Here is a 14309-nt window from a genome sequence, read left to right on the forward strand (position 1 = left end):
TATCCAGCTTACTTGCACGCTCCGGTGACCCAGCCCACGAGCCGAATATCACACGTCTTAATCGCCGCTAAAGCGGTAGTTGCACACACCCCTGCGTTTTGCGCGTCACATACCCGGTAGACTTGTAAAGCAAGCTCGCGGAGCGCCAAATCCCCCTGGTGTGAGACGGCAACTCCGTGTGGCATTTAACTTAACCTCGCCAACAGGAGATATGCCGGATGCCCCGCATCGTTGTAGATGTCATGCTCAAGCCAGAAATCCTTGACCCTCAGGGCAAGGCCATCGCGGGAGCACTTCCCCGCCTAGGCTTCACCTCCTTCGAAGCTGTCCGCCAGGGCAAGCGCTTTGAACTCACCGTCAACGGCGAGGTGACCGAAGAAATCCTCGCCCAGGCGCGCGAAGCGGCGGAGACCCTGCTGTCGAACCCGGTCATCGAGGACGTTGTCAACGTCGAGGTAGTCGAAGACTAATGAGCACAGAACTTCCCTTGATTGGCGACTACTCGACGCCAACTTCCGAACTTTCTGGAGCGCGCATCGGCGTGGTGACCTTCCCGGGCACCCTCGATGACCGCGACGCCGCTCGTGCGGTGCGCGCAGCCGGTGCCGAAGCGGTGTCCCTGTGGCACGCCGACACCGAGCTGCAGGACGTTGACGCCGTGGTGATCCCCGGCGGCTTCTCCTACGGCGACTACCTGCGCGCCGGCGCGATCTCCCGTTTCGCACCGATGATGTCCAAGATCGTCGATGCCGCGAACTCCGAAGCCAAGCTGCCCGTGCTGGGCATTTGCAACGGTTTCCAGATCCTCACCGAGTCGCACCTGCTGCCCGGTTCGATGATCAAGAACGACCACCTGAAGTTCCTCTGCCGCGATCAGCTGCTGCGCGTGGAGAACAACCAGACCGCCTGGACCAACGGCTACGAAGCCGGCCAGGAGATCACCATCGTGCTGAAGAACCAGGACGGCCAGTACGTGGCCGACGAGAAGACCCTGGACATGCTCGAGGCCGAGAACCGCGTGGCGTTCAGCTACGTGGGCTGGAACCCGAACGGCTCGCGCCGTTCGATCGCCGGCATCTCCAATGCGGCGGGCAACGTGGTGGGCCTCATGCCTCACCCGGAGCACGCCATCGAGGCCGGTTTCGGTCCGGATCACCGCGGCACCGATGGTCTGACGTTCTTCACCAGTGTTTTGACCCACCTCGTTGGAGGCAAGAAGTGAGCCAGGAAGTGACCAAGGAATTCAATATCGACACCGTCGATAACGCGGCCGGCACCCCGAATGTGGAACTGCCGTGGGCCGAGCTGGGCCTGAAGGACAACGAGTTCGCGGAGATCATCAAGATCCTGGGCCGCCGCCCGACCGCGGCCGAATTGGCCATGTACTCGGTGATGTGGTCCGAGCACTGCTCGTACAAGTCCACCAAGAACCACCTACGCCAATTCGGCGACAAGGTCACCGAGGAGATGAAGAAGGACCTGATGGTCGGCATCGGCGAAAACGCCGGCGTCACCGACCTGGGCGACGGCTGGGCCGTGACCTTCAAGATCGAATCGCACAACTCCCCCTCCTTCGTCGAACCGCACCAGGGTGCGGCCACCGGCATCGGCGGCATCGTGCGCGACATCATCTCCATGGGCGCCCGCCCGATCGCCGTGATGGACCCATTGCGCTTCGGCGCGATCGACCACCCCGACAGCCAGCGCGTGGTGCACGGCGTGGTCTCCGGCATCGGCAGCTACGGCAACTCGCTGGGCCTGCCGAACATCGGCGGCGAAACCGTCTTCGACCCGATCTACCAGGGCAACCCGCTGGTCAACGCGCTGGCAGTCGGCGCGCTGCGCCACGAAGACCTGCGCCTGGCCAACGCCTCGGGCGTGGGCAACAAGGTGGTGCTCTTCGGCGCGCGCACCGGCGGCGACGGAATCGGCGGCGCCTCGGTGCTGGCTTCCGAGTCCTTCGACGACACCAAGCCTTCCAAGCGCCCGGCCGTGCAGGTCGGTGACCCCTTCGCCGAGAAGGTGCTCATCGAGTGCTGCCTGGACCTGTTCAAGGCCTCCCTGGTCGAGGGCATCCAGGACCTGGGTGCCGCCGGCATCTCCTGCGCCACTTCCGAGCTCGCCTCCAACGGCGAGGGCGGCATGCGTGTCGAGCTGACCGATGTGCTGCTGCGCGACCCGACCCTGACCCCGGGCGAAATCCTGATGTCGGAGTCCCAGGAACGCATGATGGCCGTGGTCACCCCGGAGAACGTCGCGGCTTTCGAAGCCGTCATGGCCAAGTACTCCGTGGAGTACTCCTGGCTCGGCGAGGTCACCGACACCAACCGCCTGATCATCACCTGGGATGGCGAAGTCATCGTGGACGTGGATCCGAAGACCGTCGCCCACGACGGCCCGGTCTATGACCGTCCGTATGCTCGCCCAAGCTGGCAGGACGCCCTGCAGGCAGATACCTTCAGGTCCTCGGAGGCCGGGGCGAACCTTCCGGCCACCGGTGAAGAGCTGAAGGCTGCGGTGCTCGAGCTGATCGCCAGCCCGAATATGTGCGACAAGTCCTGGATCACCCGCCAGTACGACCGCTACGTCGGTGGCAACACCGCCCTGGCTTCCCCGGATGATGCAGGCGTGGTCCGTATCGATGAGGAAACCGGGCTTGGCGTAGCCATCGCTACCGATGCCAACGGCCGCTACACCTACCTGGACCCTTACCTGGGTGCCCAGCTGGCGCTGGCCGAGTCCTACCGCAACGTCGCCACCTCCGGCGCGATCCCTGCGGCGGTCTCGGACTGCCTGAACTACGGCTCCCCCGAGGATCCGGATGTCATGTGGCAGCTGGCCGAAGGCATCCGCGGACTGTCCGACGCCTGCAAGGTGCTCGGCGTCCCGGTGACCGGCGGCAACGTCTCGCTGTACAACCAGACCGGCACCACCGCGATCCACCCGACCCCGGTCGTTGCGACCCTGGGCAAGCTGGATGACGTGGCACGCCGCACCCCATCGGGCTGGCGCGAAGAGGCCGACGGCCAGGCGATCTACCTGATCGGCGAGACCTTCGACGAGCTGGACGGTTCCGAATTCGCCAACCTGCGCGGACACCTCGGCGGCTTGCCGCCGAAGCTGGACCTGGAGGTTGAGAAGGAACTCGGCGCGATCCTGATCAACGCCAGCCGCGACGGCATGGTCGACGCGGCGCATGACCTCTCCGAGGGCGGCCTTGCGGCCGCGCTGTCGGAAATGGTCCTGCGCTACGGTGTCGGTGCCCGTGTGGCCCTGGACGACATCAAGAAGCGTGACGGTGTCGATTCGTTCACCGCGCTGTTCTCCGAGTCGCAGTCCCGCGCACTGGTTGCGGTTCCGCGCAGCGAAGAGGTTCGCTTCAACGACATGACCAGCGCCCGCGGTGTGACCGTGGCTCGCCTGGGCATCGTCGATGCGGAATCGAGGGCCTTGGAGGTACAGGGTGAATTCACCGTGTCCGTCGAGGACCTGCGTGCCGCGCACGAAGGCACCATGGAGAAGTACTTCGGCTAAGCCTCCGCGCTAATAGCCCAATACGGCCAACGGCCCGTTTCCTCGGTGAGGAGACGGGCCGTTCGCCGTATTCATGCCGATTCGAGGTGTTCCCCGGCTCGGGATCCAGCGGTTTTAGTGGTGCTTGTGCTCATCGTGTTCCCTGCGCGATGCCGACTTCTTGGCATCATGCTGGGCGCGAAGGTCTTCGGCGTCATGCTGCTCGGCGGCTTTCTCCTGCTGAATCACTTGAGCGAAAAGCTTCTCCATCTCCTTGGCCACACCAGCTGCGGACGCCGGATTCTGGCCGGTGACCAGACGCTCGTCGACGACCACCTTTTCTTCGAAGTTTTCAGCCGCCTCGTGAATGGCGCCTTGTTCCACCAGCCTGTCGACGAGAAGGAACGGGACAACCTTGTCCTTGCCGACGGCGACCTCTTCTTCGTTGGTGAATGCCGCGACGGTTCGCCCTTCGATGAGGCGCAACCCATTTTTCAATTCGACGTCGAGCAATCCAGCAGAACCGTGGCAAACCGCACCGACCAGTCCCCCTGCATCGTAGACGCTGGCTACAAGTTTCTGCAGCCCCTCATTCTCTGGGAAGTCCCACATGGTTCCATGGCCACCGACCAGGTAGACGCCATCATATTGTCCGGGGTCCACGACCTGGACCCGCGCGGTGTTGTAAAGGCCCGCCCGCGTAGCCTCATTCTGCGTGAATGCCACTTGGATTGGGTCCTCGGTGTCCACCGTGTCCTGGGGTGGCTGTCCGCCCTTGATCGAGGCAAAGTCTACGAAATGCCCGGAGTCCTTGAATACTTTCCATGGATGCGCGGCCTCGGCCACGTTGTATCCGGTTTTTTCTCCCGTGTCGCCGATCTCGGAAACACTGGTTAGTACCATGAGGATTTTCTTCATGACGTGCTCCTTTCACCCGATCCCCAGCCTAGGCAGGAGCTCTTCATCTGGCTACCTATTCCAGATAGCTCTCGGTTAAATCTCAGGAATTGCCTTTGGCGGGTGAAGAATTTTTGCCCTTGAACTCCGTCCTCCCGGAGCGAAATTGGCGCATTCGAAAGACAAGGCCACCGGGAGTTGTTGCGGAACCTTGCCTTGCCTTCCCTGTGGGGCTTGTTTGCTCCCTCTAGACAGCGCACACTCGGATCAAGAACATTTCCAGCGGGCGCAAGAGTCGGGAGCACAGGTCGTGTCAAAGCATCACAGATACAGCAAGCACGCTCCGCAACTGGTCGTGTCCGCATCGGAGCACTTCATCCTGCAGGCGGTCAATCGTGCCGAAAGGGCGGGCGGAAAACTCGGCTACAAGATTGCCAAGAAGGAACTGAAGAACGCGCAGCATGAAGGGTTCGAGCTTTCCGAGCAACAGACCGACGAACTGCTCCAGGCCGCCGAACGCGCCGGAGCTGCGGCGGCATTGGCCGCCGCACGACGCGTGTTGGGCAAGAGCGTCCAGGGCAGGCAGATCAAAAATCCCGGCGAGATCTCCGAGCACAAGAAGGGCCGCCTCGAACTCACCGAGCCAGCTCCTCTGAACCACGGCATGGGCCAACACGTGCTGGCGGTTAAACGCGTGGAGCATTTGAGTCCGGAAATGATCCGGGTGATCGCCGGAGCCGATCGACTCGCCGGGTTCCGTCCGAACGGCAAGGCGGATCAGTACGTCAAGGTGTACTTTGCCGATCGCGAGCTGGGGCTCACCGCCCCCTACGATTTGAAGGCGTTGCGCCATCGACTGCCCCGCGAGCAGGTTCCACGCTCACGTTCCTACACCATCCGCTGGGTCGACCGGTCGGCAGAAGAGCTGGCCATTGACTTCGTAGTGCATGGAGACCGTGGTTACGGTGGCTCGTGGGCCGCCAAGGTACTGCCGGGCGACCCACTGGTAATCTCGGACCCACGTGGCAAATTCACGCCGAGCTCGAAGGCCGGGAACTATCTGTTCGCAGCCGATGAGGCGGGAATTCCGGCCGTTTCCGTGGCGTTGAGTATGCTGCGTGCGGATGCCCAAGGAATTGCGCTGTTGGAAGTGGCCGGGGCCGCGAGCGAATTTGAAATCGAGCATCCGGCCGGGATCGAGCTACGCTGGTTGCACCGGGACGGTCTTCGCCCCGGAACCAGCGATCTGCTTCCCCCGGCGCTTCTAGCGCTGGGACAGCCCGGCCCCGGGACAAGCGTGATGGCACACGCCGAGCGATCCACCGCGAAAGCCATCTCGAATATCACCGCTCAATGGGGTCTGAATAAGAAGTACGTCCACGTTTCTTCCTACTGGACGCTGAGGCGCTAGCGTTAGCGTTAGCGCCTCAGGTCAGCGAGCGATATCGTAGGGAGCGGTATCTTTTCGAAGTGAACCGAGGATCAACTAATGGCTCAGCTCCCCCGCACCCGGCGACTGCTCGGTGCCTTCGGCGGGTTGCTATTGGTCATTATCGGGCTCGCGCTGGCAACCAACTCCGCAGCTTCGGTATCTCTCATCGTCCTGTTGCTCTGCTCGGGGTTGATTCTCACCGGCCTATTGCGTCTGCCAGCCGCGTGGCAGGCAAGCAGCCGGCGAGCGGCACATCTCTCTGGCCCAGTTGTGCTGATCCTCGCTGGTATCGCCCTGCTCATCTGGCGCTCCGCATCCCTGCCGATGCTCGCTTTGCTCGTCTCGCTTGCGCTCTTCGCCGGCGGACTGCTCAGAGCGCTCCCGGTAGTTCAAGGCGAGCGCAAGCCCTCGGTGCGTGGGGTGCTGACCGTAATGGTTGGCTTATTTGGTTCGGTGCTGGTTATCTTCTGGCCTAGGCTGTCGCTGTGGGTACTCGGCGTAGCCTTTGGCGCCTGGCTGGTCCTCTTGGGACTGCACAATATTTACGAAACTTTTGCACACCGGCTTCCCAAGATCCCCCGGTGGCTCTCCCGGCTGGGGCAGAAGGGACTCACCCTTGCCATCGCCGGTTGCCTCGTGCTCCTGCTTGCCGCCGGCGCTGCCACCGCATGGCTCTATTCCAGCAACGGACAGGCGGTTGCGGACCAGTTCTACCTGCCACCAAGCTCGGTTCCCGACGAACCCGGCCGGCTGATCCGTTCGGCAGTGCTCGAAGGAGAGAGGCCGAGCGATACGCAGGCCTGGCGCATCCTTTATACAACCACGCTTGCCGATAACCGTCCCGCCATAGCTTCGGCAGTGGTCACCGTTCCGCTCCGAAACCCTGATGCCAGGCATCCGGTCATTTCTTGGGCCAACGGCACCAAGGGCCTGATTCCCCGCTGCGGGCTGTCGCAGTCAGAGGCCCCCTACGAAGATGGACCCGGCGTTGCACGCAATGAGATCCTGAAGTCTGGTTGGGCGGTAGTCGCAACCGACTACGTCGGCCTAGGGACCAAAGGCCCACACCCCTATTTGGTCGGCGATTCCGAGGCCTACGCGGTCTTGGACGCGACCCGTGCGGCGGGCGAGTTTCCCGAGGTGAATCTAAGCCAGCAAACAGTGCTTTGGGGGCATTCGCAAGGCGGTCATGCGGCCCTTTTCGGTGCGGCTCGTGCCAAGAGATATGCTCCTGAACTGGAAGTGCTCGGTACTGCCGGGATGGCTCCGGCAACGGATCTGACTCGACTTGCGACAGGAATCAAGGACGAGGCTTCGGGAAAGATCGTCACCAGCTATATTGCCTCCGCCTGGGAGAAGATCTACCCCCAATTGGAGATCTCCGCGCAACAGAACTCATCGGTCCGCTCCGCCGTCGAGCACATTTCACAGTTGTGCTTCTCCGGCAAAGACGTACTCACCGCGCTGGCCACCAGCTCTCAACTATTCGACGCGGTCATCGGCGAAGAAGCCTTGGCTGGACCCATCGGCGATCTACTGCGAGAGAACTCGGCGCCACAAGTGACTTCTGTACCAACTTTTGTCTCACAGGGAACTGCCGATTCGCTGGTGCTCCCCTCCATGCAACGCGCGTGGCGCGTCGACGCGTGCGCAGCTGGAAGCGATCTGCTCTACCGCGAATATGACGGCCTAGATCATCTGGGGCTCGTCGGAGAAAATTCACCGTTGAATCATGATCTCGTGCAATGGACCAAGGAATTGCTGGCGGGGGAACAAGAACGTGGAAACTGCACCCGCCAACTAGCCACCGGGCGAAGTTCCGGACCGTGACGGGCAATTCGGGCCTCTCGCTGCTTAATCAAGAACGATCCGTTTCTCCAACTCTGAAGTCTGCTGTGGAGCTCGACGGCAGAGCCAAATTGCCGATTGGGGCAGCGGCGTGACGGTCGTCATCCTCGGTCTGTCCTGCTCCCAATGCCGTGAAGCATTCCACTGACCGTGGCCTGGCCGATTCTAGACAAGGCGCGTCAGATCAGGAGTTCTCTATTGCTGCTCCCCCAAGATCGCGGCTCGAATCATCTCACATTTGAACACGCAGGTGAACAACTCCTCTTGTCGGTGGCAACGAATAGAGTTCTACAGGCGGAAGACGAATCCACCAAGGTCCTATCGAAGCAGGAGAATTCCCCGGGCATGCGCTTATCGCGACGAATTATTTCCATCACGCTGGTAGCCGCCACCCTTGGCTTGAGTGCTTGCGCTTCGCTTGGATCATTGGAGCTTTCAGAGCTGGTCCCCGAGGCCACCGCCCAACCGACAACCACGCTGGGCGATAAAGATGAGTTCGCGAATTCCCTCACCCTGCTTGAACAGATCGAGAGCAAGGGGCGAGCGCCAAAAACCGGTTATGCACGTGATCAATTCGGCAAAGGCTGGAAGGACCCAGACCGCAACGGCTGCGATGCGCGCAACGATATCTTGGCCCGCGATCTGGAAGACGTGGTCTTCAAGCGGGCACGGGTCGACTGCGTGGTGCTCAGCGGCATCTTCCATGATCCGTATACGGGAGAAACCATCGAGTTCCGGCGCGGGCAAGGAACCAGCTCCGAAGTTCAGATCGACCACGTAGTCGCGTTGTCTGATGCGTGGCAAAAGGGCGCACAGAAATGGGATGCACAGACTCGGCTCGAATTCGCCAATGACCCGTTGAACCTTCTTGCCTCGGATGGGTCGGCAAATGCCTCCAAAGGTGACAAGGATGCGGCTACCTGGCTTCCACCAAACAAGAGCTTCCGCTGTGCTTACGTTTCACGCCAGACTCAGGTGAAGGCAAAATACGGCGCGTGGATGACCCCGGCAGAACACACTGCAATTGCCAAAACCCTCAGGTCATGCCTGTAAAACTCAGACAATCGCCTCTCCCTCATACAAAAGGATGAGGGCAATAGGCCATAATTGCACCAAAAGTTTTATATTCAAATCGGTGAACCTGTGGCAGAATTGTATTAGTCCAGCGTTTTGGGAATAACTCCCGACGCGATGAACACGAATCTACAGAAACTGGTGCACCATGAAGGCACGACTGCTCGGCTCGATACTTCTAGCCGCCAGCGTCTGCGTCTTCATGCTCGCCCTGGACGTCCAGCAACGCGAGATCGCGACCGCCTGCTGGGTGACCTCATCACTGATGTTCATTGTCTCGGCAATGATTCTGGTGACCAGCACGCTGGATAGATCCGAAGTAACCGCCGGCGATCCGCGCCGCCGAAAGGTCTAGCGGACTAGGCTTTCTTCACGATGGAAGACTTCAGTTCCATCGGTCCGAAGCCATCGACCTTGGCGAAGATGTCATGGTCACCGCTGCCCGGAGTCAGCCTGATATTACGCACCTTGGTTCCGGACTTCAGCGCAGCTTGCGCGCCCTTGACCTTCATGGTCTTCACAATGGTCACCGAGTCGCCATCCTGCAAGATATTGCCCACGGCATCCTTTATTTCGGCGCCCACGGAATTGCCGCCTTCCTCCCCAGAAGTGTGCGCATTCCATTCGTGCGCGCATTCGGGGCAGACAAGTAGCGAGTCCATGGCATAGGTGTATTCGCTAGAGCATTCGGGGCACGGCGGCAAGGTTTCACTCATGGGCAAAATCCTATCAACGCTGGCGACCGACTACCTCACCCTGGAGAGCCAAGCGGCGAGCCGGCCGGTAGCGCCCATACCGGAATCGGCGTAATTTCCATATAGATGGACAAATTTCACGAGAAGTCATCGACAGGTTCACCTGCATGCGATAGACATGATGCATGTCACTCGCACACTACTAGGAGGACCTATGTCTGCATTCAAGCAGATAAGGAACACTGGGCTAGCTTCGCTAGCCGCATTGTCCCTGCTCAGCTCGGGCGCAATTGCCGCTCAGGCGACCACCACCGAAGCACCCGCTGCTGGCGAAAATGTCACCCTCGACCTCGTCGGGATCAACGATTTCCACGGCCGTATCGCAGCCGACCGGGATTCGGCAGGCGCCGCGGTAGTGGCCGGCGCCGTCGATGCCCAACGCGCAGCGAACCCGAACACCCTGTTCCTCTCGGCCGGCGATAACATCGGCGCATCAACCTTCGCCTCTGCTTCTCAAGAAGACGAACCGACCATCGATTCGCTTGTCGCCGGCGGCTTGGACGCCGCAGCTGTAGGGAATCATGAATTCGACGGCGGATACGAGGACCTCAGCGGCCGCGTCATCAAACGCTACGGGCAAAAATCCGGTATGGATGGCGCCGACTACGCGCTTGGCGCCAACGTCTATGACAAGGGAACCAAGGATCCCGCCTTGCGTGAATACGCGATCCGCGAGGTGGACGGGCTGCGCGTCGGAATCATCGGCACCGTCACCGCCGATGTCCCTTCGCTGGTCAGCCCGAATGGCATCTCCTCCCTTGACTTCGGAAGCGAACTGGAAGCGGCCAACCGAGTCGCGGCCCAGCTTTCGGATGGCGACGAGGCCAACGGCGAAGCCGACGTCCTGGTCCTGCTGACTCATAACGGCTCGGAGAACGATACCTGCGAGGTCATCGCCGAAGAGGACAGCGATTACGGCACGCTCATCCGCGATGCCAGCCCCGAGATCGACGCGATCTTCTCCGGCCACACGCATCAGGCCTATAACTGCGATATCGCGGGCCGATCGGTCATCCAGTCGCACCAGTACGGCACCACCTTGGGCAAGGTTTCCCTAGAGCTCGACGCCACCACCGGTGACGTCGTTGAGAGTGCAACGGAACTCGTCGCGCTGGCAACCGAAGACGCCAATGGCGATTGGTCGCCAAACTACGAGGCAAACGTCGAGGTCCAGGGGATTGTCGATGACGCCGTAGACAAGTCGGAAGAAGTCGGCAGCGTGAAGGTCGGCCAGATTTCCGAGGACATCCTGCGCGGCGGCGAAGAGCCAGGATCCGACCGCGGTGTCGAGTCGACACTGGGAAACACTGTGGCAGATATTCATCTGTGGGCCACCTCGAACGAGAACTTCGCCGGAGAGCCGGCGGAGATCGCGTTCATGAACCCAGGCGGCCTGCGCGCCGATCTGCTCTACGGCCAAGACGGCACGGTGACCTACAAGGCCGCCGCCGACGTCCAGCCCTTTGCCAATACGTTGATCACCTTCGAGATGACCGGCGAACAGATCCGTGAGGCTTTGGAGCAGCAGTGGCAGCCGGAAGGCTCGGAACGGACCAAACTGCATCTGGGTATCTCCGAAGGATTGGAATACACCTACGTTGAAGGCGCAATTGCCGGAGAGCATATCAAGGACATTGCCTTCAACGGTGAGCCACTTGATGAGAGCGCATCCTTCAAGGTCGCGGCCAACGCGTTCCTCGCAACCGGCGGCGATAACTTCGCCGCCTTTGCCGAAGCCACCGGCCACACGGACAGCGGCCAGATTGATCTGGACGCCACCGTGAACTACTTCAAATCCCACGACGTGGTTTCCCCGGCACCTTTGGGCCGCGCCACCTTGTCGGGTACCGACTGGGCCAGCGTGGAGATTTCGCCGTCCGAGATCGTTCCCGGCGAAAGCGCTCAGGTCTCCGTGATGGGCCTCGAAGAAGGAGCAGAAGTAACTGCCTCCGCTTTCGACGGCGAATTGGCAGTAGCTGAAATCCCTGCCGCGGATGCGGAAGGCAAGACCTCCTTCGAGCTTGCCGTTCCAGCCGATGCCGCGCTTGGGGCCAACTCGCTGGTCCTCTCCCAGGTGCAGCGCGAGGACATCTCGGTGGACTTCACGGTGATAGAGACGGCCACGGAGCCGACTCCGAGCGCCGAACCGACCGAGGAACCTTCGCAGAGCCCAAGCGAGGAGCCATCGCAAAGCCCTTCGCAGTCGCCAAGCGCAACGCCTTCCGAGGACAGCAAGCAGTCCCCTAGCGAGCAGCCTCGCGACAAGGATTCCTTGGCGGACACCGGGTTCGCCGCTAGCTGGATCGGCATCGCCGCAGGGGTGGTGCTGGTCGCCGGGATCATCTTGCTGGTGATTCGCAGCCGCAAGAAGAACACCCACTAAGCAAGAACGCGCAAGCCAACGGCACCCCGGAATCCATCCGGGGTGCCGTTGGCTTTTCAGGAACTATGCACTAGTCAAACCCTGCTAATACCTCGTTCAACGCCTCGGTCGAAGACGGGTGGGTGAAGATCGAGTCGCGCAGCGTGCTGGCGGTGATCCCGGAGCGCATGGCTAGCGCCACCAGGTTGATGACCTCCTGTGCGTCTACGTGCATCAGCGCCGCACCAAGTATCTGGTCGCTGTTTCGATCCACCACAAATTTGATGATGCCTCGCGGATCCCGCACAATTTTCGGCCGTGGCATCGCCGCGATATCGGCGACTTTTTTCACCGCCACCTTAATGTCCAGTCCTTGGGCACGCCCCTGGTCTTCGCTGAGACCTACCCGGGCCAGGGGCGGGGTGGTGAACATGGTGGTTGGCACCGCCACCCGGTCTTCGAGGTTCCGTGCGCCCTCCCCCAAGAACTGGTCTTTGAGGATCCGCTGGTCATCTAAAGATGTGTAGGTGAACTGCGGCCCGCCGATGACATCGCCCAATGCGTAGATCCCCTCCGAGCTGGTGGCCAAATACTTATCAACCTTGATCTCGCCCCTTTCGCCCAAACGAACGTTGGTCTTTTCCAAGTTCAGATCCTGGGTGGCAGGTGTTCGTCCAAGTGCCAGGAGCGCCGCGTCGGCTTCGATGCTCCGCTCCATTCCATCTCGTTGATAGGTCACCGTGACGCCTTCGGCATCCTGACGCATCGAGGTGACACTGGCGGAATCGAGGATGCTCACTCCGGCATCAGATAGAGCCGAGGCCACCTCGGCGGCAACGTCTTCGTCTTCGCGTTTCAAAGGCCGCGCTCCGCGATCCAGCACGGTCACCTCCGCACCGAATTGCGCGAACATGGAAGCGAATTCCAGCCCCACGTAACCGCCGCCCACCACAAGAAGCTTGGCCGGGAGTTCAGCATGTTGCAGAGTCGTTGAATCGTGGATTCGCCCGCCAATTTCTGCGCCGCTAATTGGCGGAACGGATGGCAGCGCCCCGGTGTTGATGATGATTCTCGGGGCGCTGAGTTCTAGTAGTTCCTCGCCGCCTTCCACCTTGATGCTGTGCGGGCCGGTGAAACTGGCTCTGCCCGTGAGCACCAGAACGGAGTCCAGATCGTTCAGCATCGAGAAGTTCTTTTGGCGCATCTTCGCGGTGAGTTCGTCGCGGCGTTCGACCGACTTGTAGAAGTAGTGGGCATCTGCCCTATTGCCCCGATGCTGTTCTGCGTCATGGATCAAGGTTTTCGTTGGAACGCATCCAATGTTGATGCAGGTGCCGCCATACATCGACGTCGACTGCTCAACGATAGCCACCCGTTGTCCTGCGCTGGCTAGCGTTCCGGCGAGAGTTTTGCCGCCCTTGCCCCAGCCAATGACAATGACATCAAGTTCCATAGCCACAACCACGTCCTCACCATTGGTTTTCCGCTTCCACTCCGAGTCTTCTCCGCGTGTAGCTCCAAAGCAACCTATGGACTCGGGGAATAAGAAAGGCGCGGCCCGTAGTTGGAACTTCTTCCAACTACGGGCCGCGCCGCTTCGCTGTCTGCAAGACTAGCCGATCTGGAGCTCGCCCATTTCGTCCCAGTCTTCGCCTTCGATCTTGCGCGAGATGATCTTCGGGGTCTGCACGAGCAGTGGACGCATCGACTCAAGCCCGGCTGCGAAGTGCTCCGAGTTAACGTGAGCCGCTGCGGCTTCGTCATCGCGGAAGGCTTCGACGAGAACGTATTCGTTCGCGTCTACTACACTTCGCGACCAGTCGAACCACAAGTTGCCTTCCTCGGCGCGGGTAGCCTGAGTGAACTGCTCAACTTGGGACATGAAGCTTTCGGAAAATTCCGGCTTTACCTGATATTTAACGACGATGAAGTACATGTAAGTCAGTCTAGCGATTCGTTCGCAATTTTTGTTTGCATGCGGGTGAATTCTCGGTCACGCCTCGGCATGCCTTCGACCACCAGGTCGTAGGAGTCCTCGACAAGTTCCCGCAGGTGCTGCGGTTCCAACCCCGGACGCACCGAATTCCAATGTTTTTTGCTCATATGATATCCGGGGATGATCTCGTCATATTCGCTGCGCAGCTGGTCTGCGATCGCGGGTTCGCATTTGAGGTTCAGCAGCAGCTCGCCCCGGTGCACCATGAGCAGCCCGAACATCTTGGCTTTAGCGCGGTCGCGGCCGGCAACCTTGAACACGGTGCTGTCTTCACCAAAAGGGTGGTCCTCGAATGCCCCGGGCAACTCCAGGCAGAGGGCACGCCACCGTTCGTGGAGTTCTTCCATCGAAGCTTCGGCCATCGATCTGCCCCTTCATTTATGGCTCTGGGTTGCTGCCTGCCACGGTACCAAGTTTTCCCGGCAGACCGTG

General features: G+C 60.7%; 13 protein-coding genes. 8 read left to right on the forward strand and 5 right to left on the reverse strand.

Going from position 1 to position 14309, the window contains the following annotated elements; genetic code table 11:
* Nucleotides 1–218: 218 nt before the first annotated feature.
* From purS to purL, 3 genes are read left to right on the forward strand one after another with little or no spacing between them, the layout of a single operon-like run.
* Nucleotides 219–470: a phosphoribosylformylglycinamidine synthase subunit PurS gene (purS, locus tag CQ017_RS09565; RefSeq protein WP_096285640.1), complete on the forward strand. Its 252-nt coding sequence runs from the start codon at nucleotides 219–221 to the stop codon at nucleotides 468–470.
* Nucleotides 470–1222, forward strand: coding sequence for a phosphoribosylformylglycinamidine synthase subunit PurQ (purQ, locus tag CQ017_RS09570; protein ID WP_105553515.1), 753 nt, complete (start codon nucleotides 470–472; stop codon nucleotides 1220–1222). The genes purS and purQ overlap by 1 nt, the downstream gene beginning before the upstream one ends.
* Nucleotides 1219–3534 carry a phosphoribosylformylglycinamidine synthase subunit PurL gene (purL, locus tag CQ017_RS09575; RefSeq protein WP_105553516.1) on the forward strand — a complete coding sequence of 772 codons (2316 nt, stop codon included), beginning with the start codon at nucleotides 1219–1221 and terminating at the stop codon, nucleotides 3532–3534. Before purQ ends, purL begins: the two co-directional genes overlap by 4 nt.
* 114 nt (nucleotides 3535–3648) lie before the next feature.
* On the opposite strand, the gene CQ017_RS09580 is transcribed toward purL, so the two are convergent.
* A complete protein-coding gene (locus CQ017_RS09580; protein ID WP_105553517.1) occupies nucleotides 3649–4431 on the reverse strand; it encodes a type 1 glutamine amidotransferase domain-containing protein in 783 nt (260 codons plus the stop codon).
* A gap of 289 nt (nucleotides 4432–4720) precedes the next feature.
* Here CQ017_RS09580 and CQ017_RS09585 point away from each other — a divergent pair, with 289 nt between their 5' ends.
* The 4 genes from CQ017_RS09585 to CQ017_RS09600 all read left to right on the forward strand — a co-directional run bounded on the left by CQ017_RS09585 (nucleotide 4721) and on the right by CQ017_RS09600 (nucleotide 9119).
* Nucleotides 4721–5821, forward strand: a complete 1101-nt coding sequence (locus CQ017_RS09585) for a siderophore-interacting protein (protein WP_105553518.1) — start codon at nucleotides 4721–4723, stop codon at nucleotides 5819–5821.
* Between the two features lie 78 nt (nucleotides 5822–5899).
* Nucleotides 5900–7672: a lipase family protein gene (locus tag CQ017_RS09590; RefSeq protein WP_105553519.1), complete on the forward strand. Its 1773-nt coding sequence runs from the start codon at nucleotides 5900–5902 to the stop codon at nucleotides 7670–7672.
* 288 nt (nucleotides 7673–7960) lie between these two features.
* Nucleotides 7961–8743 (forward strand): HNH endonuclease family protein, encoded by a 783-nt coding sequence (locus tag CQ017_RS09595; RefSeq protein ID WP_258133572.1) that lies wholly within the window; start codon nucleotides 7961–7963, stop codon nucleotides 8741–8743.
* Nucleotides 8744–8912: 169 nt separating this feature from the next.
* Nucleotides 8913–9119: a hypothetical protein gene (locus tag CQ017_RS09600; RefSeq protein WP_096285657.1), complete on the forward strand. Its 207-nt coding sequence runs from the start codon at nucleotides 8913–8915 to the stop codon at nucleotides 9117–9119.
* A gap of 4 nt (nucleotides 9120–9123) precedes the next feature.
* Here CQ017_RS09600 and CQ017_RS09605 read toward each other — a convergent pair whose 3' ends face one another.
* Complete coding sequence (locus CQ017_RS09605) at nucleotides 9124–9480, reverse strand: zinc ribbon domain-containing protein YjdM (protein ID WP_105553520.1); 357 nt, start codon at nucleotides 9478–9480, stop codon at nucleotides 9124–9126.
* Nucleotides 9481–9673: 193 nt separating this feature from the next.
* Between CQ017_RS09605 and CQ017_RS09610 the strand changes: the two genes are divergently transcribed.
* Nucleotides 9674–11902 carry a bifunctional UDP-sugar hydrolase/5'-nucleotidase gene (locus CQ017_RS09610; protein ID WP_105553521.1) on the forward strand — a complete coding sequence of 743 codons (2229 nt, stop codon included), beginning with the start codon at nucleotides 9674–9676 and terminating at the stop codon, nucleotides 11900–11902.
* Nucleotides 11903–11972: 70 nt separating this feature from the next.
* Here CQ017_RS09610 and CQ017_RS09615 read toward each other — a convergent pair whose 3' ends face one another.
* The 3 genes from CQ017_RS09615 to CQ017_RS09625 form a co-directional block, all read right to left on the reverse strand.
* Entirely contained in the window at nucleotides 11973–13334 is a 1362-nt protein-coding gene (locus CQ017_RS09615; protein ID WP_105553522.1) for an FAD-dependent oxidoreductase, read from the reverse strand.
* A 159-nt stretch (nucleotides 13335–13493) separates the two neighbouring features.
* Nucleotides 13494–13817, reverse strand: coding sequence for a putative quinol monooxygenase (locus tag CQ017_RS09620; protein WP_181150527.1), 324 nt, complete (start codon nucleotides 13815–13817; stop codon nucleotides 13494–13496).
* 5 nt (nucleotides 13818–13822) lie between these two features.
* Nucleotides 13823–14239 (reverse strand): MmcQ/YjbR family DNA-binding protein, encoded by a 417-nt coding sequence (locus CQ017_RS09625; protein WP_105553524.1) that lies wholly within the window; start codon nucleotides 14237–14239, stop codon nucleotides 13823–13825.
* Nucleotides 14240–14309 lie beyond the last annotated feature (70 nt).

Origin of the sequence: Arthrobacter sp. MYb224 (assembly GCF_002975455.1) — a bacterium.
Lineage (GTDB): Bacteria > Actinomycetota > Actinomycetes > Actinomycetales > Micrococcaceae > Glutamicibacter.

Bases quoted from the DNA above. Each gene is read 5' to 3' on its own strand.
- CQ017_RS09625 (WP_105553524.1), bottom strand. From the start codon at position 14,239: ATGGCCGAAGCTTCGATGGAAGAACTCCACGAACGGTGGCGTGCCCTC.
- CQ017_RS09590 (WP_105553519.1), top strand. From the start codon at position 5,900: ATGGCTCAGCTCCCCCGCACCCGGCGACTGCTCGGTGCCTTCGGCGGG.
- CQ017_RS09580 (WP_105553517.1), bottom strand. From the start codon at position 4,431: ATGAAGAAAATCCTCATGGTACTAACCAGTGTTTCCGAGATCGGCGAC.
- CQ017_RS09605 (WP_105553520.1), bottom strand. From the start codon at position 9,480: ATGAGTGAAACCTTGCCGCCGTGCCCCGAATGCTCTAGCGAATACACC.
- purS (WP_096285640.1), top strand. From the start codon at position 219: ATGCCCCGCATCGTTGTAGATGTCATGCTCAAGCCAGAAATCCTTGAC.
- CQ017_RS09610 (WP_105553521.1), top strand. From the start codon at position 9,674: ATGTCTGCATTCAAGCAGATAAGGAACACTGGGCTAGCTTCGCTAGCC.
- purQ (WP_105553515.1), top strand. From the start codon at position 470: ATGAGCACAGAACTTCCCTTGATTGGCGACTACTCGACGCCAACTTCC.
- CQ017_RS09600 (WP_096285657.1), top strand. From the start codon at position 8,913: ATGAAGGCACGACTGCTCGGCTCGATACTTCTAGCCGCCAGCGTCTGC.
- CQ017_RS09615 (WP_105553522.1), bottom strand. From the start codon at position 13,334: ATGGAACTTGATGTCATTGTCATTGGCTGGGGCAAGGGCGGCAAAACT.
- CQ017_RS09620 (WP_181150527.1), bottom strand. From the start codon at position 13,817: ATGTACTTCATCGTCGTTAAATATCAGGTAAAGCCGGAATTTTCCGAA.